Origin of the sequence: Actinomadura sp. NPDC023710 (assembly GCF_040639875.1) — a bacterium.
GTDB lineage: Bacteria > Actinomycetota > Actinomycetes > Streptosporangiales > Streptosporangiaceae > Spirillospora > Spirillospora citrea.
In genome coordinates, this window is the sequence record NZ_JBFAGB010000012.1 from 89,699 (window position 1) to 110,750 (window position 21,052).

General features: G+C 70.5%; 20 protein-coding genes. 14 read left to right on the top strand and 6 right to left on the bottom strand.

The genetic code is table 11. The features are described from left to right. Positions 1-14 precede the first annotated feature (14 nt). The 8 genes from AB0H37_RS16070 to hydA all read left to right on the top strand — a co-directional run bounded on the left by AB0H37_RS16070 (position 15) and on the right by hydA (position 8,916). Positions 15-1,787 (top strand): hydantoinase B/oxoprolinase family protein, encoded by a 1,773-nt coding sequence (locus tag AB0H37_RS16070; protein WP_360613334.1) that lies wholly within the window; start codon positions 15-17, stop codon positions 1,785-1,787. Positions 1,788-1,826: 39 nt separating this feature from the next. After that, positions 1,827-3,452 (top strand): ABC transporter substrate-binding protein, encoded by a 1,626-nt coding sequence (locus AB0H37_RS16075; protein WP_360613336.1) that lies wholly within the window; start codon positions 1,827-1,829, stop codon positions 3,450-3,452. A gap of 90 nt (positions 3,453-3,542) precedes the next feature. Next, positions 3,543-4,619, top strand: a complete 1,077-nt coding sequence (locus tag AB0H37_RS16080; protein ID WP_360613338.1) for an ABC transporter permease — start codon at positions 3,543-3,545, stop codon at positions 4,617-4,619. A gap of 92 nt (positions 4,620-4,711) precedes the next feature. After that, complete coding sequence (locus tag AB0H37_RS16085; protein WP_179831626.1) at positions 4,712-5,524, top strand: ABC transporter permease; 813 nt, start codon at positions 4,712-4,714, stop codon at positions 5,522-5,524. Beyond that, a complete protein-coding gene (locus AB0H37_RS16090; RefSeq protein WP_360613340.1) occupies positions 5,521-6,372 on the top strand; it encodes an ABC transporter ATP-binding protein in 852 nt (283 codons plus the stop codon). The genes AB0H37_RS16085 and AB0H37_RS16090 overlap by 4 nt, the downstream gene beginning before the upstream one ends. Continuing rightward, positions 6,369-7,154: an ATP-binding cassette domain-containing protein gene (locus tag AB0H37_RS16095; RefSeq protein ID WP_179831628.1), complete on the top strand. Its 786-nt coding sequence runs from the start codon at positions 6,369-6,371 to the stop codon at positions 7,152-7,154. Before AB0H37_RS16090 ends, AB0H37_RS16095 begins: the two co-directional genes overlap by 4 nt. A gap of 11 nt (positions 7,155-7,165) precedes the next feature. Further along, positions 7,166-7,549, top strand: coding sequence for a gamma-glutamylcyclotransferase (locus tag AB0H37_RS16100; protein WP_360613342.1), 384 nt, complete (start codon positions 7,166-7,168; stop codon positions 7,547-7,549). Continuing rightward, the gene (hydA, locus tag AB0H37_RS16105; protein ID WP_329096939.1) at positions 7,546-8,916 is read left to right on the top strand and encodes a dihydropyrimidinase; all 1,371 of its coding nucleotides are present in this window, start codon (positions 7,546-7,548) and stop codon (positions 8,914-8,916) included. Before AB0H37_RS16100 ends, hydA begins: the two co-directional genes overlap by 4 nt. 46 nt (positions 8,917-8,962) lie before the next feature. Here hydA and AB0H37_RS16110 read toward each other — a convergent pair whose 3' ends face one another. From AB0H37_RS16110 to AB0H37_RS16120, 3 genes are all read right to left on the bottom strand, one after another. Further along, positions 8,963-9,154, bottom strand: a complete 192-nt coding sequence (locus tag AB0H37_RS16110) for a hypothetical protein (protein WP_360613345.1) — start codon at positions 9,152-9,154, stop codon at positions 8,963-8,965. Between the two features lie 159 nt (positions 9,155-9,313). Then, a complete protein-coding gene (locus AB0H37_RS16115; protein WP_329096937.1) occupies positions 9,314-9,649 on the bottom strand; it encodes an MmcQ/YjbR family DNA-binding protein in 336 nt (111 codons plus the stop codon). Between the two features lie 110 nt (positions 9,650-9,759). After that, a complete protein-coding gene (locus AB0H37_RS16120) occupies positions 9,760-10,452 on the bottom strand; it encodes a M15 family metallopeptidase (protein ID WP_360613347.1) in 693 nt (230 codons plus the stop codon). Between the two features lie 158 nt (positions 10,453-10,610). Between AB0H37_RS16120 and AB0H37_RS16125 the strand changes: the two genes are divergently transcribed. Next, positions 10,611-11,441, top strand: coding sequence for a maleylpyruvate isomerase family mycothiol-dependent enzyme (locus AB0H37_RS16125; protein WP_360613348.1), 831 nt, complete (start codon positions 10,611-10,613; stop codon positions 11,439-11,441). A gap of 114 nt (positions 11,442-11,555) precedes the next feature. On the opposite strand, the gene AB0H37_RS16130 is transcribed toward AB0H37_RS16125, so the two are convergent. Beyond that, on the bottom strand, positions 11,556-11,735 hold the full coding sequence (locus AB0H37_RS16130) for a hypothetical protein (protein WP_360613350.1): 180 nt from the start codon (positions 11,733-11,735) through the stop codon (positions 11,556-11,558). Between the two features lie 490 nt (positions 11,736-12,225). On the opposite strand from AB0H37_RS16130, the gene AB0H37_RS16135 reads away from it, so the two are divergent. After that, complete coding sequence (locus tag AB0H37_RS16135) at positions 12,226-13,947, top strand: ABC transporter ATP-binding protein (RefSeq protein WP_360613352.1); 1,722 nt, start codon at positions 12,226-12,228, stop codon at positions 13,945-13,947. Between the two features lie 47 nt (positions 13,948-13,994). Here AB0H37_RS16135 and AB0H37_RS16140 read toward each other — a convergent pair whose 3' ends face one another. Beyond that, on the bottom strand, positions 13,995-15,020 hold the full coding sequence (locus AB0H37_RS16140) for a hypothetical protein (protein ID WP_360613354.1): 1,026 nt from the start codon (positions 15,018-15,020) through the stop codon (positions 13,995-13,997). A 118-nt stretch (positions 15,021-15,138) separates the two neighbouring features. Then, complete coding sequence (locus tag AB0H37_RS16145) at positions 15,139-16,353, bottom strand: cytochrome P450 (RefSeq protein ID WP_329096928.1); 1,215 nt, start codon at positions 16,351-16,353, stop codon at positions 15,139-15,141. A 241-nt stretch (positions 16,354-16,594) separates the two neighbouring features. Between AB0H37_RS16145 and AB0H37_RS16150 the strand changes: the two genes are divergently transcribed. The 4 genes from AB0H37_RS16150 (at position 16,595) to AB0H37_RS16165 (ending at position 21,018) form a co-directional block, all read left to right on the top strand. Further along, entirely contained in the window at positions 16,595-17,572 is a 978-nt protein-coding gene (locus AB0H37_RS16150; RefSeq protein WP_360613355.1) for an AraC family transcriptional regulator, read from the top strand. Positions 17,573-17,595: 23 nt separating this feature from the next. Next, positions 17,596-18,600: a sigma-70 family RNA polymerase sigma factor gene (locus AB0H37_RS16155; RefSeq protein WP_360613356.1), complete on the top strand. Its 1,005-nt coding sequence runs from the start codon at positions 17,596-17,598 to the stop codon at positions 18,598-18,600. Between the two features lie 3 nt (positions 18,601-18,603). Next, on the top strand, positions 18,604-19,368 hold the full coding sequence (locus AB0H37_RS16160) for an alpha/beta hydrolase (protein ID WP_360613358.1): 765 nt from the start codon (positions 18,604-18,606) through the stop codon (positions 19,366-19,368). Between the two features lie 171 nt (positions 19,369-19,539). After that, complete coding sequence (locus AB0H37_RS16165; protein ID WP_360613360.1) at positions 19,540-21,018, top strand: alpha/beta hydrolase; 1,479 nt, start codon at positions 19,540-19,542, stop codon at positions 21,016-21,018. Positions 21,019-21,052 lie beyond the last annotated feature (34 nt).

Consider the following 21,052-nt stretch of genomic DNA (forward strand, 5'->3'; position numbering starts at 1 on the left):
CAGGAGATGGTCCGATGAGCACGACCCGGCCCAGTGGAGAGGCGGCGGCCGCGCTGGACGGCGCGACCGTCGAGGTGATCCGCAACTACCTGGTCTCCGTCGGCGAGCAGATGCGCCGCACGCTGGTGCGGGCCGCGTTCAACCCCGTGATCTACGAGGTCCTCGACTTCGGCATCTCGATCTACGACGGGGACCTGGAGCTGATGGCCGAGGCCGCCGGGATCACCTCGTTCCTCGGCGCCAACGACCACGCGATCGTCAAGGGCGTCGAGTACGTGGGCCGGGAGAACCTCGCGCCCGGCGACGTCTACCTGCTCAACTACCCGTACTGGAGCGGCGCGCACTCCTACGACGCGATGCTGTTCGCGCCGGTGTTCCGGGAGGGCCGCGACGAGCCGTCCGCCTACCTCGCCGTCCGCGCCCACTGGATGGACCTCGGCGCGAAGGCCCCGGGCTACGTCCTCGACTCCACCGACATGCACCAGGAAGGGCTGATCTTCCCCGGCACGAGGATCGTGCACGGGGGGGAGGTCGTCCGCGACGTCGTCGAGCTGATCCGCTTCAACTCGCGGCTGCCGGACCTCACCGTCGGCGACTTCCACGCCCAGCTCGCCGCCCTGCGCACCGGGGAGAACCGGCTCGCGCAGGTGTGGGACAAGTTCGGCGGCGAGGTCGTGGACCGGGCCGTCAAGCAGATCATCGAGCACGGCGAGCGCGTCGCGCGCACGGCGGTCGCCGCCCTGCCGGACGGCACCTGGACCGCCGCCGACTACTGCGACGACGACGGCATCACCGACGACCTGATCCGCATGGAGGTCAGGGTCACCATCGACGGCGACCGGATGGAGGTCGACTTCAACGGCTCGGACGGCGCCGTGCTCGGCCCGGTGAACCTTCCGATCGGGGCCACCGAGAGCCTCGCCAAGTCCACCTTCAAGGAGCTGACCACGCCGGACGAGCCGTCCAACGCCGGCCACTACCGGGCCCTGACCGTCAAGGCGGACCCGGGGAACTTCTTCCACGCCGTCTACCCGTCCGCGACCTTCACCCAATGGAGCGGCATCGTCGCCTTCGAGCTGATCCACAAGGCGCTCGCGGGCGTCCTCGACTCGATCCCGGCCTCCTCCGGGGGCGACGAGCCCGGATTCATGGCCCTCGGCCACGACCCGCGCACCGGCGACGACTTCGTCATCAGCAACAACGAGGGCATCGGCTGGGGCGCGCGGCGGGACCACGACGGCGCCAACGCGCAGCAGCACCCGTCGCAGAGCGTTGTCCGCAACACCCCGATCGAGGTGCTGGAGCACAAGTCGACGGTCTTCCACGAGCGGCTGGAGCTGATCCCCGACTCCGGCGGCGCGGGCCGCTACCGCGGCGGCGTCGGCGTCCTGCGTGAGGTCCGCTACCTCGCCGACGGCGAGGTGCTGTCGATGAAGAAGAAGAGCAAGACGCGGCCGTGGGCGCTGCACGGCGGGCTGGAGCCCGAGCCCAGCGGGATGACGCTGTGGCCCGGAACCGACCGCGAGAAGCGGGTCGGCATGTACCGCGCCGCGATGCGGGCCGGCGACCGGTTCGTCAACCGCACCGCGGGCGGGGGCGGCCACGGCGACCCCCTCGACCGCGACCCCGCCGCCGTCGTCGCGGACGTCCTGGACGGCTACGTCACCGCCCAGACCGCCGAGCGCGACTACGGCCTGGTCATCGCCCCCGACGGCTCCCACACCGAGACCCCGGCCCGCGCCGAACGGCGCCGGACGCAGCCCCCCGCCGATCGGCACGACACCTGACACCGTCCGCCCGGACACGTCCACGAAGGGGAGACACCAGTGCTCCACACAACTGTCACGGCCGGTGAGCCGTCGAGGACCAGGTGGTTCCCCGGTCCGCTCCGCACCCGCGGACGCGCCGGGCTGCGGCTGACGGCCGTCCTCGCGGCGGGGGCGCTCGCCGCCGCCGCGTGCGGCGGCTCCGCCGGCGGGACCTCCGCCCGCACCCAGACGCTGATCATCGCCGAGAACGAGCCGCCCGCGACGTTCGACCCCGTCCAGGCCGACAACTCCACGGTCGACGAGGTGGCCCGTCCCGCCTACGACACCCTCGTCAGGTACGACGCGAACAACAAGATCGTTCCGAGCGTGGCCACCGAGTGGAAGGTCTCCGGGGACGGCCGCTCCATCGACGTCACCCTGCGCGGGGACGTCACCTTCCACGACGGCGCGAAGCTCACCGCGGCCGACGTCCGGTACAGCCTGGACCGGATCAAGAAGCTGAAGGTGGGGGTCGCGTCGCTGCTGACGCCCTACGAGTCCACCACGGTCACCGACGACACCCATCTGACGATCAAGCTGGCCCGGCCCTACGCCCCGATGATCCCCGCGCTGACCCGCGTGTACGTGCTCAACGCCAAGCTGGTCGGCGCGCACGAGGGCGACGACCAGGGGCAGAAGTGGCTCGCCACCGCCGACGCCGGCTCGGGCCCCTACAGGCTGACCGGCTACACCGCCAACCAGGAGGCGAAGTACACCCAGTACGCCAAGTACTGGGGCGGCTTCTCCGGCCAGGCCAAGAACGTCGTGTTCCGGTACCTGCCGCAGGCCGCGACGCAGAAGAGCTCGCTGCTGGCCGGTGACATCGACATCGCGATGGACATCGACCCCAACGACTGGAAGTCCTTCGAGGGCAACGGCGGCTACAAGGTCGACAAGGCCGACACCAACGTCCAGCTCTACGTGTTCTTCAAGATGAAGGACTCGCCGGTGTCGAGCAGGCCGCTGCGCGAGGCGATCGCGTCCGCCTACCAGTACGACCAGCACATCGGCTCGATCCTCAAGGGCGCCGGCAAGAAGGCGGTGGGCGTGCTGCCGTCCACGATGGCCTGCTTCGACTCGTCCGCCCCCCAGCCGGCGTACGACGTCGCCAAGGCGCAGGCGGCGCTGAAGTCCGCCGGGCTCTCCGGCGTCTCCCTCACGATGACCTACCTCAAGGCGACCGCCGAGATGGAACAGGCCGCCACGCTGCTCCAGTCCGACCTGGCCAAGGTCGGGATCAAGCTGAAGCTGGAGGCGATCACCTACCCCGAGCACGTGGAACGGCTGAAGAGCAACAAGACCACGCCCGACCTGGCCATGATCTACGCCTTCCCGCCCAACCCCGACCCCGACTCGGTCCTGTACCAGCTCTTCGACTCCAAGTTCATCAACAACGGGCAGAACACCGGCGGCTACGACAACCCGAAGGTCGACTCGCTGGTCGAGAAGGCCCAGGCCCTCACCGACGAGAACGAGCGCTGCGGCCTCTACAAGCAGGCGCAGCAGCTCATCGCGGCCGACGTCCCGTCGGTCAACATGTCCAACCCGCAGACCGTGACCGTCCTGCGCAAGGGCGTCGAGGGCTACGCCTACCAGGCGTCGCACCACCAGACCGTCGACGTCTACGGCGTCAAGGTCGGCTGACCCGCCCGCGCCGGGCCCCCGGCCCCCGCGAGGGACGCCGCGGGCCCGGCGCACACCATCCATGAGATCTCCAGCGAGGGGAGGCACGGCATGGCGCGTTTCCTGCTGAGGCGGCTCGTCACCAGCGTCGTCGTGCTGTTCGGCCTGGGCGTCGTCACGTTCCTGATGACCCAGGTGCTGCCCGGCGACCCCGCGCGGGCGGCCGCCGGCCGCAACGCCACCGCCGAGCAGGTCGCCGCGGTGTCCGCGCGGCTCGGACTCGACCGGCCGATCTGGGAGCAGTTCCCGCGCTACCTCGGGAACCTCCTGCAAGGCGACCTCGGCACATCGGTGTTCACCCAGCGCCCCGTCCTGGACGACATCGCCGGCGCGCTGCCGTCGTCGATCGAGCTCGTCCTCGCCGCGATGCTGATCAACGTGGCGGTCGCGGTGCCGCTCGGCGTGTACGCCGCCTACCGCCGGGGGCGCGCCGCCGACGTCGCGGCCCGGCTCATCGTGCTGTTCGGCGCCGGCGTCCCGGTGTTCTGGCTGGGGCTGATGCTCCAGCTCGTGTTCGCCGACCGGCTCGGCCTGCTGCCGCTGACCGGGCAGCTCGGCTTCGGCCGCGAGGTGCCCGAGATCACCGGCATGACCTCGCTGGACGCGCTGCTCGCCGGGGACCCGGCCGCGTTCGGCGACGCGGCGTCCCACCTGCTGCTGCCCGCCGTCACGCTCGCGGCCGCGTTCGTCGCGGTGGTCGCCCGCACCGTCCGCTCCTCCATGATCAGCGTGCTGGACTCGGACTACATCACGCTGGCCCGCGCGACCGGGGCCTCAGAGCGCCGGGTGGTGATCCGGCACGGCCTGCGCAACGCGCTCGTCCCGGTCAGCACCATCCTCGGCATGCAGCTCGGCTGGATGCTCGGCTCCACGGTGCTGGTCGAGTCGGTGTTCGGGCGCAAGGGGATCGGCGCCTACGCGGTCAACGCCGTCCTGCAGAACGACCTGTACGCGGTGATCGGCAGCGTGCTCGTGATCGGAGTGGTGTTCGTGCTGGCCAACATCGTCGTCGACCTCGTCCAGCTCTGGCTCAACCCGCGCCTGCGCCAACCCGCGCGGGCACGCCCGGCGGCCGTCCCCGGTGGAGAACCGCTGGAGAAGGGCGCCATGGAAGGGGCGGCACTGTGAAGACCGCCGCCGTCCCCGCGACGAAGCAGGATTCCGCGGCCCCCGGACGCGGCAGGTCCGTCCTGCGCCGGAGGCGCGCAGGGTCGGGACGCATGTCCATCGTGGACCGGGCCGCCCTGGCGGTCGCGGCGCTGATGGTCCTCATCGCGTTGGTCGGCCCCTTCCTGGCGCCCCACGACCCCTACGCGGTCGACCTCGCGCAGGCGCTGCACGCCCCCTCGGGCGCGCACTGGTTCGGCACCGACGCCAACGGCCGCGACGTCTTCAGCCGCGTCCTGTACGGCGCGCGGGTGTCGCTCCTGGCGACCGTGATCGTGATCGCCGTCGCCACGCTGATCGGCACGCTGATCGGCACGCTCGCCGCACTCGGCGGGCGGGTCGTCGACGAGGTCCTCATGCGGATCTGCGACATCGGCCTGTCCCTCCCGGCGATCATCCTGGCGCTCGGGCTGGCCGCCGCGCTCGGCCCCGGCCTGCGCTCCGCCGTGATCGCCCTCTGCCTCACCTGGTGGCCCGGGTACGCCCGCCTCGTCCGCACCCTGGTGCGCGACGTCCGGGACGCCGAGTACGTCGAGGCGGCCCGCACGCTGGGCGTCTCCACGCCGCGGCTGGTGTTCCGGCACGTCCTGCCGAACTCCCTCGACACCCTCTACGTGCAGACGACCCTGGACGTGTCGGCGGTCATGCTCGTCATCTCCGGCCTGTCGTTCGTCGGGGTCGGCGCCCAGGTCCCCTCCGCCGAATGGGGCGCGACGATCGCCGGAGCCGCCGGGAACCTGACCAACGGCTGGTGGGCCGTCGCCCTCCCCGGCCTCGCGATCATGCTGACGGCGATCTCCTTCAACCTCGTGGGCGACTGGCTGCGCGTCCGCAACGACCCGACTCTCCGCGGGAGGCGGCCATGAAGCCACTGCTGGCACTGCGGGACCTGCGCGCCGCCTTCCCCGGGCCGGACGGGCCCGTCGAGGTCCTGCGCGGAGTGGACCTGGACATCGCGGCGGGCGAGAAGGTCGCGCTGGTCGGCGAGTCCGGCTCCGGCAAGTCGGTCACGGCGCGTGCCGTCCTGCGCCTGGACCACGACGCCGACCTCACGGGCCGCGCCACCCTGGACGGCGCCGACCTGCTCGCCCTGTCCGAACGGGAGATGCGCGACGTCCGGGGCGCCCGGATCGGGCTGGTCTTCCAGGACCCGCTCGCCTCCCTCAACCCGGTGATGACGATCGGCTGGCAGATCACGCAGCCGCTCCTCATCCGGGGCGTCCGCAAGAAGGAGGCCCGGCGGCGCGGCATCGACCTGCTCGGCCGGCTCGGCGTCCGCGACGCCGCCCGCCGCTTCGACGACTACCCGCACCAGTTCTCCGGCGGCATGCGCCAGCGCGTCGTCATCGCCATCGCGGTGATCGCCGAACCCGCGCTGCTCATCGCGGACGAACCGACGACCGCGCTCGACGTCCGGGTGCAGGCGCAGGTCCTGACCCTGCTGCGGGAACTCGCCGACGAACGCTCCATGGCCGTGCTGCTCATCACCCACGACCTCGGCATCGTGGCGGGCTTCGCCGACCGCGTCGTGGTCATGCGGCACGGCGCGCCCGTCGAGGAGGGCCCGGTCGACGAGATCTACGCCGAGCCCGAGCACCCCTACACGCGCGGGCTGCTGGCCTCGGTGCCGCGCATCGACGACGACCCGTCCCGCCGGCTGAGCACCGTCGACGCCGCGGACGTCCCGGCGGCCCTGGAAGGAGGGGGCCGATGACCGCCCTCAGCGTGCGGAACCTGGTGAAGAGCTTCGGCGGACGTCCGGTGGTGAAGGACGTCTCGTTCGACCTCGCGCCCGGCGAGGTGCTCGGCCTCGTCGGGGAGTCGGGTTCCGGCAAGTCCACGGTGGCCCGCTGCGTCGCCCGGCTGACCAGGCCGGACTCCGGCCAGGTCCTGCTCGGCGGCCGCGACGTGCTCGGCGCGTCCCACCGCGAGATGCGCGCGCTCCGCCGGGACGTCCAGATGGTCTTCCAGGACCCCTACTCGTCCCTCAACCCGCGGATGACCGCCGGCGCGCTGGTCGGGGAAGGGCTGCTCGTCCACGGCCTGGAACCGGACCCCCGGGCACGCGCCGCACGGGCCGCCGCGCTGCTGGAGACCGTCGGGCTCTCCGCCGCCGACGCGGGCCGCCATCCGCGCTCCTTCTCCGGCGGCCAGCGGCAGCGCATCGCGATCGCCCGCGCCCTCGCCGTCGAACCGAAGGTGCTGATCTGCGACGAGGTCGTCTCCTCCCTCGACGTCTCCGTCCAGGCGCAGGTGCTCAACCTCTTCCGCGACCTGAGGGAACGGCTCGACCTGTCGATCCTCTTCATCGCCCACGACCTCGCCGTCGTGCACTACCTGTGCGACCGCGTCGCGGTGCTCGACCAGGGCGTCCTGGTGGAGACCGGCACCCGCGAGGAGATCTACCGCCGCCCCCGGCACCCCTACACCCGTTCGCTGCTGGACGCCGTGCCCGTCCCGGACCCGGCCGCCGAACGAGCCCGCCAGACCACCTGAGGAAGGCCCCCATGGAAACCCTGCGGATGTTCGTCAACGGACAGGCCATGTCCGGCGGCTCGCTGAACGCGGCGCTGGAGGGCGCCCACTTCCTCGGACCGGCCGAGACGGCGCCCCGCTACCGCTTCTACTCCGTCCGCGACGAGTTCCCCGGCCTCCACCCCGTCCCGTCCGGCGGCCGCGCCGTGCCCGGCGAGCTGTACGCCGTCACCTACGCGATCCTGCGCGACCACCTGCTGCCCGGCGAGCCGCCCGAACTGGAACTCGGAGCGATCGAACTCGCCGACGGCTCCGGCTCCCTGTGCATGCGCATGCGCGCCGAGTCGCTGACCCTGCCCGGAGTCGCGGACATCAGCTACGCCGGCGGCTGGCGCGCCCACCTGGCCGCCCGGTGAAGGCCGACGTGGTGGTCCGCGGCGGCACCGTGGTCGAGGCGAACTGGTCGGGCCCCGCCGACGTCGTCATCGCGGGCGGCCGCGTCACCGCGCTCGCCGCCCCCGGCACGGCGCCCCCCGCCGCGACCGTGATCGACGCGAGCGGGCACCTCGTCATGCCCGGCGGCGTCGACCCGCACTGCCACGTCGGCTTCACGTCCGGCGACTTCACCTCGCTGGACGACTACCGCCGCTGCACCACCGCGGCCGTGCACGGCGGCACCACCACGATCGTGGACTTCGCGATACCGCGCCCCGGCGAGAACCCCGCCGACGTCGCCTACGCCCAGCGCGCCAAGGCCGCCGAGGGCCTGTGCGACAGCGCACTGCACGCCTGCGTCGTCCAGTGGGACGACACCGTCCCCGACCAGCTCGCCTCGCTCGTCGCGGACGGCATGCCCACCGTCAAGATGTTCACCACCTACCGCGGCGAGACCATGGCCGACGAGGACACCGTCCTGCGCACCATGAAGACGCTCGCCGCCCTGGGCGGCATGGTCGTCGTCCACTGCGAGGCCGACCACATCATCGGCGACGCCCAGCAACGCGGCGCCGACGCCGGCCGCATCGGCGCGCCCCACATGGCCGCCACCCGTCCCGGCCTCGCCGAGACCGCCTCGGTCGCCGAGATCCTCGCGATCGCCGAGTCGGTGGACGCGCCCGTCTACTTCGTCCACCAGTCCACCGCCGAGGCCGTCGAACTCGTGGCCGCCGCCCGCCGCCGCGGCGTCCGCGCGTTCAGCGAGACGGTCGCGCACCACCTCGTCCTGGACGACTCCGCCTACCGGGGCGACCACCCCGAACGCTTCGTGTGCTGCCCGCCCCTGCGTTCCGCCGACCAGGTGAGGGCACTCGGACGGCACCTGTTCACCGGCGAGGTCACCACCATCGGCAGCGACCACTGCTGCTACGACACCGCACAGAAGGAGTCGCGCAGCACCGACGTCCGCGCCATGCCCAACGGCCTCCCCGGCGTCGAGACCCGCCTCCCGGTCATCTTCTCCGACTACGTGGCCCGCCGCGGCCTGCCGGCCACGCGCTTCGTCGAACTCACCTCCGCGAACCCGGCCCGCACGAACGGCCTCTACCCCCGCAAGGGAACCCTGCTCCCCGGCGCGGACGCGGACATCGCCATCTGGGACCCGTCCGCCAAATGGCAGGTCACCGCCGCCTCCCTCCACATGGCCACGGACTACACCCCCTACGAGGGCATGACCCTCACAGGCCGCCCGAGAACAGTCCTGGTAGGAGGCCGAGTCATCATCGACGACGGCACCCTCACAGACCCCACCCCCCAAGGCCGCCACCTCAAGGCCACCCCGATCTGACCGGAAGAGCCGGTGGTCAGCAGATCGCGGGCCGGGGTTCCCAGGATCACGTGGCGTTCTTGAGCGTCCCGCAGAACGTTCGCCATGGAGGAGCCCGGGCACCCTTCACGGGTTGGGCGAAGATCACCAGCAGGCCCGTGACCATGGTCAGTGTGGTCGCCGGGTTGCAGGCGTGCAGGACGGCGCGGCCGGGTCGGCGGGCGCGGTCGGTGAGTGCGCTGACGGTTTCGGTACGCAAGGCCCGCACGGTCGGACCGAGGGTGGTGAGGCCCGCCACGGCCAGGGCGACGATGGTCGTGAGGGCGATGGTGTCGGCGCTCGGCCCGGTGGCGGCGGTGTTCGGCGGGGGCTACGTGTTAAGGCGCCGGCCTGGGGTTGCCGGGACCACGCCCGTCGCTCACGCGCGAAGGGTCGCGGCGAGGCGCTTGGGGGCTGAGAGCCGCCAGGCCTCGGTGACCAGTTCGTTCAGTTCGCCGGGGTCGACGGCGGCCAGCTTGATCTTCAGCCATGCGAAGCGTCCGCTGGCCCAGGACGGGGCGAAGGTGTCCGGGTCTTCGGCGACGAGGGCGCCCTGCTCCTCCCGGGTGGCTTTGAGCATGACGACGCCTTCGGCCTCGTCGAGGTAGCAGAATCCCTTGTCGCGGACTCGAAAGCCGATCATGTTCCCGTAGGACTCGCGCTCGGTGACCTCCGGCAAGCCGAGCACGATCTGCAGGAACTCCTCAGGACCCATGCCTCAAGGTCTACCAGCCGGATCGGACACTTCACCGCGCCTGCGGTCCGTGCCCGGCTCCCGCTGGACGGACGCAGCCGCAGCGGCGTCGCCACGCCGGGCACTGCCTGTCACTGCTGCGTCCTCGGGTCCTGGGTGGGGTCGGCATACATGCGCGGGCAGCCTTGAGCGATCGCGTTGGTGCGCAGTTCGTAGTGCCAGGGTTCATTCCTGTAGATCTGGCACAGCCCGTACTCGGCCCCTTGCTTCGACAGCCATTCCGCGGCATCGGGACGTCCGATGTCGACCGCCTTCCCTTTTACGTGCAGCGAGGTCGCCGCAGTGGCCACCCAACGAGCGGCTTCCTTTTCAGATCCGTACTTGGAAACCGCCTCGCGAAGAAGCTGATTCTGGTACGCCGGGGAGCGCCAGCCGCTGTTGACGTAGAACTTGGTTCCGTCGTCCGCGGCTTCCGACGCGGCCTGCCGGAGGGCCGTGAGGAGACGCGGATCGAGGTTGGCCACGGCTGGAAACGCGTCGTCGAAGACGGTCACATCGTCGGGGACGACACCGTCGCTCTCGCCCACCGGACCACGAGGCACGCGGCGAGGAGGGTGCTTGCCGGGCGCGGCGCGCTGCTCTTCACGAGGACCATTCGAGGGTGATGCGGCAGAGGAAGGCCATGACGAAATCGAGGGAGGTGAAGAATACGACTGGTGGCCGATAGCTGAGACGATCAGCGCTATGGTGACCATCAGGCCGATGCCGATGAACCAGTAGATCTTGCGGGACGACTTTCGCGTCGTCGGCGGTATTTCTGGCATGCCGCCAGTGAAGGCAGTGGGGTGTTGCCGGGACGTATGGGGTTTTCCATATGCCGACGATAATGACCGGTTCGTAGCATCGCCCGTCTGCGCGTGCTGGTCGTCGAGACGAACCCGATCCGTGGGGGGCAGGACGGCGGTCCCGTTAGGGTCACGTGATGATGATCTTTGGCCCGGCCGTCGACGTTCGTCCCCTGTTCCCACGCGAACGGCAGGCCATGCTCGACCTGCTCGGCGCCCTGGGCCCCGCCGAGTGGGCCATGCCCACGGTCTGCCCCGGCTGGGACGTGCACGACGTCGTCGCCCATGTGCTCAACGACTACATGCGGCGCTTGTCCGGCAGCCGCGACGGGTACGGCGGCGCGATATTCGCCGATGATGAGACGCTTCCCGCCTATCTGGCGCGCACCAACGACGAGTTCGTCCGGGCGTCCCGCCAGCTCAGCCCCCAACTGATGATCGAACTGCTGGACCACCTGGGACCACGACTCGACGCCGTGTGGGCGGCACGAGACCTCCAGGCCGCCGCCGACCTGAACGTCTCCTGGGCCTCCACCGACATCGCCAGCCCGACCTGGCTGGACATCGGCCGCGACTACACCGAGTTCTGGGTCCACCAGCAGCAGGTACGCGACGCCGTCTCCGTTCCGGGCGCCGTCGAACCCGATCTCATGGCTCCGGTGCTGGACGTCTTCGCGCGCGGCCTGCCGCACGCCCTGCGGATGCACGGCCGCCCCGACGGCGCCACGGCTCACCTGGAGGTGCGCGGCCCGGCAGGCGGGCTGTGGGGCGTGGTCCGGCAGGACGCACGATGGCAGATCACCCAGCCCCTGGGGGAGCCGACCGCACGCGTCTCGATGGACCAGGACACCTTCTGGCGGCTGGCGACCAGAGGCATCACCGTGGAGCAGGCCCGTCAACGATCGACGACGACCGGCGACGCGGACCTCGCCTCGTCCATCACGGCCCTCCTCGCGGTCGTCGCCTAGCCCGGCACCGTGGGGGTCCGTTCCTGATCAGGCGGGGTCCACCGTGAACTGCAAGATCAAATGTGCACGCGATGGTCCAGCCCACCAGGCTGGACCATCGCTGTTGACGGCGTGTCAGTGCCCGGCCGTGTCGAGCAGACGGGCGGTGATCGCCGCCGGGCCGTCCTTGGTTCCGGGCTCGACGACGGTCTCCGCGCTCCCGTAGACCACCGTCACGGGCTCGCCGGACGCGTTGGCCTCTTCGATCGCGTCGTACGCGACATCGTCGAGGTGCACTTGCGAGTCAGTGGGCACGTCGATTCGTTTCGGCATATGCCTTCCATCCCTCCATCTGGTTTGCATTGGCGCCCTTGCCGATGTGCCGGGCGCGCTTCAGGGTCGACCGTCCGAGCCGGGCGGGCGGACGCAAGGGGACTCACGAGACGGTGCCGCCGCAGCCGGCCAGCGCTGATGTGAGCGGCCACCGGCGGCTTGTCGAGGTCGACTGCCTTCGGAGGCGGAAGAAGCAGGTGTCCGACTTCGCGTGGCCTGAGCGTGTTCCACCTGCAAGGGCCGTTGTTTCTCGGCCGCCCGATGATCATCTAAGCGCCTGCGAAATGCGTTCGCCATGCCTGGACGGTCTGAGGCAGCATGGGAGAGCGGCGGGCGCGGAGGGCGGGTGGCGGTGCTGAAAATACGGGGTGGATCCAGGGGCGTACAGTCGGCCCGGCAGCGAGCGGTTCTGCTGGCCCTGCGCCATTACCTCGGTGTGCTGCGCCGTCAGTGGCGTATCTCGCTTCCGGCGATGACTTTACCGGCGCTCGGGAATACCTGCCTGTTCTACCTGACCCCGCTGCTGGTCGCCGCCCTGGTAGGGCACCTGGCCGAAGGCGGGGAAAGCGACCTCGCCGCTCTCCTGCCCTACGTTCTCGGGTTCGCCGGGATGCTGCTGGCGGGCGAGGCGCTGTGGCGAGTGGGACTGCACTTCCTCAACCGGTTGAACGGCCGCGGCATCGAATATCTCGGCATCGCCGGCATGGACGAGTTGCTCGCCAAAGACACCGCGTTCTTCCATGACAACTTCGCCGGTTCACTGACCAAACGGATACTGAGCTACTCCGGCGGCTTCGAAAACTTCGCCGACACTCTCACCTTCTCGGTCGTGGCCAACGTGATCCCGTTGTCCTTCGCCTCGGTGATCCTGTGGCGGTACCACCCGCTCCTGGTCGTCGTCCTCGTGGGGCTGATCGTCGTCACCGGCTTCCTCGTCACCCCGTTCATCCGCCGCAGGCAGGTGCTGGTGGACCGGCGCGAGGCGGCCAAGGTGCGAGTGTCGGGCCACGTCGCCGACGTGCTGACCAACATGGAGACGGTCCGCGCGTTCGCGGCCGAGGAGCGGGAGGCCGCCGAGTTCCGTGGCCGGGTCGTCGAGCAGCACCGCCTGTCCCTGCGCTCCTGGGACTACGCCAACCTGCGGGTCGACACGATCGTCGCTCCGATGTCGATCCTCACCAGCGCCCTGGGTCTGCTCGTCGCGGTGGCGCTTCGCGGCGGCCTCGGGGTGGAGGCCATCGTGGTGACGTTCTCCTACTACACCAACGCGACACGGATCATGTTCGAGTTCAACCAGATCTACCGGCGGATGGAGAGCACGCTCACCGAGAGCGCGCAGTTCACCGAGTTGCTCCTGATGCCGCCGACGGTCGTGGACCCGCCCGACCCGCAGCCGTTGCGTCCGGTCGACGCCTCGGTCCGCTTCGAGCGGGTGCTCTTCGCGCACGGCGACGGCCCACCCCTGTTCGAAGGGCTGGATCTGGAGATCCCCAGCGGCGCCAAGATCGGCTTGGTGGGCCGGTCCGGCGGTGGCAAGACCACCCTCTCCCGGCTGCTGCTGCGTCTCATGGACGTCGACGGCGGCCGGATCCTCATCGGCGGACAGGACATCGCGCGGCTGCGCCAGAGCGACCTGCGCAACCTGATCGCGTACGTCCCGCAGGAACCCGCGATGTTCCATCGGTCGGTGCGCGACAACATCGCCTTCGCCCGTCCGGGTGCCACCGAGACCGAGATCCTCCGAGCCGCGCGCGCGGCACACGTCACCGAGTTCGTCGAGAGCCTGCCGGACGGGTTCGACACGCTGGTCGGCGAGCGAGGCGTCAAGCTCTCCGGGGGTCAGCGGCAGCGCGTCGCGCTGGCCCGCGCCATCCTGCGAGACACCCCGATCCTCCTCCTGGACGAGGCGACCAGCGCGCTGGACTCCGAGAGCGAACTCCTCGTCCAGGAGGCTCTGTGGCACCTGATGCGCGACCGCACCGCACTGGTCGTCGCGCACCGTCTGAGCACGGTCGTCCGCATGGACCGACTGGTCGTTCTCGACCGCGGCCGCGTCCTTGAGGAGGGCTCCCACCGGGAGCTCCTCCAGTCCGAGGGCCCTTATGCCCGCCTCTGGCACCACCAGTCCGGCGGCTTCCTCACCGACGAAGCCACCCCGGACACCGTCCACAACACCCAGTCGGTGACGGGCTGACGCCCAGGCCACCTCTTCGACCGGGCCGCGGCGATCATCCCGAGCCGTCAGAGCAGGTCGGCCACCGACGCATGCAAGGCGAGCAGGGCGGGGATCTGTTCGGGCGGACGTCTGCCCATGCCGCATTCGGTGGCCACGCCGAACGTCTTCACCGCCCCGCGTGCCGCCTCGATCCTCGCTGCGGCGCCTTCGAGCCCGTCCGTGGCATGCACGAGTCCAAGGAACAGGGTGGTCTCCGCCGGTAGCGACAAGGTCGCCAGCGGCGCGAAGTACGCCTCGTCGGCACGGTCGCGCGGGACGGGCATGTGCACCCAGTCCAAGCGCCGCCCGAGCCCATCGGCCACGCTCCTGGTAACGGCCGCGAGTTTGGACGTGTCGGGAGGCTCGACGAAATGCCTGTGCTCGAAGTCGCCGTAGCACAGGTGGTATCCCAGCTCGGCCTCCTCCGGTACCGCGGTGCCGAGCCGTACCAGGCGCGTCACGATCTCGGCCAGGCGGGACGGATGGTCGGTGCCGAACCAGGCCGGATAGACCCCTTCGAAGACGGCGAACTCGACCGCGGTGTCCCACTGGACGGCCAGGTCCCCGGCCGGGATCACGGCCAGGATCTCCTCCAGCTCGGCCAGCAGCCGGGCCTCGTAGGCGGCCTCGAGCTCCGCCTGATGCGCACCGACGAACGCGGCGACCACGGCGACCGGTGTCGGCAGGCTGACCTGGAACCGCACGTCCGGTGGGATGACGCCGTCCGCGCGCAGGCGCCTGAACACCTGCCAGGAGTCGAGTGCGGCCGCCGCATACCCGAGCGGCCCGAAGGTCACCGACGCCGGGTCGACGCCGGGTCGCGGCCGTACCCGCATCGTGGGCCCGTACTCCCGGCCGGGCGGCGGCACCGTCTCCAGGTCCGGGTGCGCCGCGAGTTTCGGCAACTGCCAGACGACCCAGTTGTCCCGCTCACCCGGCTCGCCGTCCGGGATCCGCCGCACACGGCCGTTGAGCGTGTTCGCGACCGTGCAGAACACGGTCTCGGAATCGGCGAGCGGCACGCTGCCGCACAGGTGCACGGTCGGTTCCACGGAGGTCACTCCAGATCTACAAGTTGCATGTGGTGCGTGGTGGGGGGTGCGACGGCAGGTCCGCCGGCTCGGCCGGTTCCGGCACGGCGCCGCCGGACGTTCTGTCGCGGCGGGGAGGTCAGCGGCGCTCGGCGCCGAGGCGGATGGGGAGTGACAGCGGGCCCACGGTGAAGAAGGACGGCGAGTAGGGGATGTCGTCCGGGTCGATCGCGAGGGAGAGGCCCGGCAGCCGCCGGTACAGGGAGGTGAGCGCGAGCCTGCTTTCCAGGCGGGCCAGCGGGGCGCCGATGCAGTACCGGGGACCATGGCCGAAGCCGAGACCGTCCCTCTGCTCGCGGGTGATGTCGAACCGGTCCGCGGTGTCCCCGTACCGCTCCGGATCGAGGCCGCTCGCCTGGTACACCACACCGACCGCTCTGCCCTTGGGAATGAGCACGTCCGAGATCGTCACGTCGGTGAGCGTGAAGCGGAAGCTGGTCATCATCACCGAGTGGCGGTACCGCAGAGTCTCCTCGATCACGTCGCCCCAGCGGTCCTCGGCCATGGCCAACGCCAGCTGGTCGGGATGCTCCGACAGCGCGGCGATGGCGTGCCCCAGCAGGTGGACCGTGGTCTCGTGTCCCGCGACGAGCATCAGCCACAGAACGGCGACCAGTTCGTCGGTGGTGAGCCTGTCGTCCCGGTCACGGGACTGGACCAGGCCAGAGGTGAGGTCGTCGCCGGGGTCCAGCCTCTTGCGCTCCGCCAGTGCGTACAGGTACGCCATGAGCGCCCTCTGGGTCTCGAACGCCTCCTCTGGAGGGGTGGTGTGCGCCAGCAGAGCGGCCGTCCACCTCCGCAGCCGGGCCCGTTCCGGCTCAGGCACACCGAACAGTTCGCAGATCACCGCCATCGGCAGCGCCTCGGTGAAGGAGGGCACCAGGTCGACGCCGTCGCCGGCCGCCACCACGTCGTCCAGCAGCCGGTCGATGATCTCCTGGATCCGCGGTTCCAGCCCCTGCACCCGGCCCGGGGTGAACGCCCTGCCGACCAGGCCCCGCAGCCGCCGGTGATCGTCACCGTCCTTGGTGGACAGGTGGTCGCCCTGGACGATGGCGCGCAGCGGCCAGTCCTCGGGGATCGATCCGTCGTGCAGGGCCGGCCAGTGCTTCGGGTCGCGGGCGAAGGTCCTGTTGTCCCCGGCGAGGATCTCGCGTGCGGCTCTGTGGGTCAGTGCCAGGTAGGCCGGCACGCCACCGGGGAACTCCACCTCGACCACGGGCGCGATCTCCCGGAGCCGGATGCAGGTGTCGAGCGGGCTCTCGTCGAGGGCGGGAAACGCGGGCAGGCTCATCGTCAACGGATTCCCCTCGGTCTCACACCCGCCGAGGCCTCTTCTGCCGGGGGCTGGGCCCGAGTATCGCCGGGGGCGGACCCACCGGCCACGTCCGGAGACGGATCCTGCCCCGAACCAGAAGTCGGACGTCACGAAAACAGAGGACCGGCGGGCCGACGAGGGGGGAACACTTGACAGCGACCGTGCGGAGACGTTGGGTTACCGGGCGATGTGCGGGCTCACAGCGGAGGTAGGCCCCATGCTGTACCACTCCTGGACCACCGACGACACCGACGCCTGGCGCGATCTCAGCAACAGCATCCTGCCGATGGACCACCGCTTCCGGAATCCGGGGAGCTGGCGTGCGGACCTCACCGCCCAGGAAAGCGGCAGCTACAGGCTGATGCACTGGGACCAGCGCGGGGACCGGATCGCCGCCAGGACACCGTCGCACGTCCGCAGAGTCCCCGGCGACGAGCACTACTGGATCGTCGTTCCGCAACACGGCGTCTACACCGTCCGGCACGGCCAAGACGAAACACGGACCCCGCCGGGGCACGCTTCCGTGATGGGCATGGACGAATCCTGCTGGCTCACCGTCCCGCAGTCCGCGGCATACGCCTTCCAGGTCCCGCGCCCCGAACTCGACAACCACATCGGCTCGCCCACACCACTGCGTCTGGTCCTCGACCTGAACACCGGTCTCGGCCGCATCCTCAGCAACCTGCTGGGAAGCACCCATGCCGAACAGGACGATCTCTCCGACCACGAGTTCCACGCGGTATGCGATCGGATCACCGAACTGTTCTGCATGATCGCTCTCAGGGACACGCGACCGCCGGACGCCCACCTCACCGACGTCGCCCGACTCGTCCGCGAGTACGTACGGCGGCATCTCGGCACCGGCAAGGTCCCGCTCGCAGCCGTAGCCGACGCGCTCGGCTGGTCGCCACGCCACCTTCGCAACGCCCTCCACCAAACCGGCACCACCTACCGCGACCTGCGCCATGAGGAAACGCTGCGAGACGCCAGGGACGTCCTCCAGGACCCGGCCCGCAGCGACCTCAGCATCAGTGACATCGCCTCCCGCGCCGGCCTCACCTCCACCTGGTTCTCCTCAGCCTTCAAAAGCCGCTACGGCGAAACCCCCAGAGAATTCCGCCGCCGCAGACTCGCCGAAATCCCCACCGGGGAAAAGCTCGGCGATGCCCAGGCCGCCGAGGGCAACGACCACTGACCAAGAGCGCGCCCATCACAGCCGTGGGCTTCAGCGCCCGGTCACCAGCCTCTCGGCCGACGACCCACGACCCTGCATATGGTGGACGCATGGCCTTCGAGGAACGGTTGGAAGCGCATCGGGTCGACCTGACCGGCCATTGCTACCGCATGCTCGCCTGCGCCGCCGAGGCTGAGGACGCCGTTCAGGAGACCCTGTTGCGCGCCTGGAAGAACGCCGATCGCTTCGACGAGCGCAAAGCCGGTCTGCGCACATGGCTGCACAGGATCGCCACCAACGTCTGCCTCGACATGACCCGCAGCGTCCAGCGGCGCGCGCTCGCGATGGACCTCGGCCCGTCCTCCCCCGCCGGCGCCTTCCTCGGCGCGCCGTTGGGAGCCGCCGCCTTCGTGCAACCGGTCCCCGACCGGCATGTGCTGCCCGCCGACGGCGATCCGGCCGAGCTGGCCGCCGGGCGCGAAACGATCCGGTTGGCGTTCGTCGCCGCCCTGCAAGCCCTGCCGCCGCGCCAGCGGGCCGTCCTCATCCTGCGTGAGGTGCTCTGCTGGTCGGCGGAGGAGGTGGCCGGGCTGCTCGACAGCAGCCCGGCCGCGATCAACAGTGCCCTGCAACGAGCACGTGCCACCATGTCCGCACGTCGCACACCGGGCGGGAGCGGCGAGGTCGACGAGGACCTGCTCGGGCGGTACGTCGAGGCGTTCACCGCCTACGACGTCGACGGCCTGGTGTCGCTGCTCCACCAGGACGCCACCATGTCGATGCCGCCGTTCGCCTGGTGGCTCGGCGGCCGGGAGGCGATCCGGGCCGCCCTGCTGGGTGCGGCCGGCGCCTGTGCCGATGACCGGCTGGTCCGCACGGCGGCCAACGGATCGCCCGCAATCGCGCAGTACCGCGACGGGAAGGCGTTCGGCCTGACCATCATCGACTTCCGCGACGGACTGATCGCGAACACGACGACCTACCTCGACCCCTCCCTGTTCGCGTTGTTCGGACTGCCGATGACTCCGGAGCCGTCGTCCCGTATGTAGTGCATGACCGACATCGTTCACATGTGGCATGACCAGCGCGGCGAGGGCGACCCGGTGGTGCTCCTGCACGGCGGGCTGACCGACGGCCGCTGTTTCACCGGCAACCTCGACGGCCTCGCCGACACGTTCACGATCTACCTGCCCGACCGCCGCGGCCACGGCCGCACGCCCGACGCCCCCGGCCCGATCACCATGGAGCTCATGGCGCAGGACACGATCGCGTTCTTGGAGCGGGTGGTCGGCGGCCCGGCCCGGCTCGTGGGCTACAGCGCCGGCGGAACGGTAGCGCTCTGGGTGGCGATGCGTCGCCCTGACCTGGTCGAGCGCCTGGTCCTCATCAGTGCGGCCTACGACCTGGACGGACTGATCTTCAAGCCGTCCGCGGACGGCGAGATGCCCGCCGCGCTCGTTGACGCCTACGCCGAGGTGTCGCCCGACGGCCGTGACCACTTCGCGGTCGTCATCGGCAAGATCGCGCACGCGGCGGCGACCGAGCCGAGCCTGGACCCGACCGAGCTGCGCGCGGTGACACCCCGGACCCTCGTCCTGGCCGGCGACGACGATCTGGTCACGCTCGACCACACGGTGGCCCTCTACCGGGCGCTGCCCAACGCCGAACTGGCCGTGCTGCCCAACGCCAGCCACCTGCTGCTGATGGAGCACGCCGAAGCGGTGCGCGCCATCGTCCTGGCGTTCCTCACCACCGACGCGGCCCCGACGTACATGCCCATCGCACGCGGCCACCAGGGCACCCCCGAAGCGGGGTAGCTACAAGATCAAGGAAACCACTGGTCAGAGTGACGGAGGATCGGGTGATGCGCCGTCCCATGGCGTCGTAGGACACATGTCTCGCTGATTTACGTCAAGCAGCCGACGCGACGCCATGGGGCGATCGACCAGCCTTGGCACGGACCGTTCGCATCACCAACTGGGGCTGATATGAAACGCCGTGCCATCGTCGTCGCCGTGGCGTTGGTCGCCGCGTCCGCCGTTTCCGGCTTGGGTGCGGTGCTGTCCGGATCGGCGTCGGCGGGCACCGCTTCGGCCATCGACTGGGCCCCGTGCGAGGAGGACGTCACCGCCGAGTGCGGCACCCTGTCCGTCCCGGTGGACTGGACTCGCCCGCGGGGGCCGAAGATCGACCTCGCCTTGATCCGCCGACACGCCATCGACCCGGCGGCCCGAATCGGGTCGCTGATCGACGCCCCCGGCGGCCCGGGCGATTCCGGCGTGGACGGTGTGCTGGCCAACCGCAGCCGGTTCATCACCGACCTCAACCGCCGCTTCGACATCGTCGGATACGACGCCCGCGGTATCGGCCGCAGCCATCCTGTGATGTGCTCGGCCGACCTGTTGGCGCACGAACCCCCGCCGGTACTGTCCGGCCAAGCCGACTTCGATGCTCGCCTCGTCTACAACCGGAGGCTGCGCGAGGACTGCCGGGCGCGTACAGGGCCGCTGTTCGACCATGTGGACACCCTCAGCGGTGTACGCGACCTCGACGCCATCCGGGCCGCCCTCGGCGAGGACGCCCTGACCTTCCGCGGGCGTTCCTACGGCACCCTGCTCGGCGCGCAGTACGCCGAACGGTACCCGCGGCGGATCCGCGCGATGGTGCTGGACAGCGTCACCGACCACAGCCTCGGCACCCGCTCCAATTTGGATACGCAGGCGGCGAACGTCCAGGACTCCTTCAACGAGTTCGCGGCATGGTGCACCCGCACCAGCACCTGCGCCCTGCACGGCCGAGACGTCCGCACCGTCTTCGCCGACCTGCGGCTTCGGGCCGAGCGCGGAGAACTGCGCCACCCGGACGACCCGCAGACCGCGCTGACTCCGTTCTCCCTCATCGATCTCGCCGAACAGGGCTTCCGCGGCCCGTACTGGGCGGAGCTGGCGCAGGTCCTCGCCACACTGGTGGCCGGTCCGCCTGCCGCGGCGGCCGCCCCGGCCGCGCGGACGATCCCCTACGCGCCCCTGGCGATCTTCTGCTCGGACTACGGCCTACCGGTCCGCGACTACCGCGAGTACGCCGCCCACCTGCGCCGCACCGCGAGAATCGCGCCCGACATGCGGTACAGCACCTTCGCGGTGTACGGAACCACGGCGTGCCTGGGTGCGCCCGCACCGGTCAACCCGCAACACCGGCTGAAGGTCCGTGGCAGTGCGACGCCGCTGCTACTGATCAATGCCCGCCACGACCCCGCCACCGGGTACAGCTGGGCCACCGGCATCGCCAAGCAACTTCGCGGCGAAGCGGTACTGCTCACTTACCGGGGTTGGGGTCACATCGTCTACGGCCGCAGCGCATGCATCGACAACGCCGTCAACCGCTACCTGCAGACGCAGACCCTGCCGGCGTCCGGCAGCGCCTGTCCGGCCGTGCCACGTCCGCCCCAAGCGGCTGCGAAAGCGTGAGACGGATAATGATGCTGGATCAGGGTGACGAGAG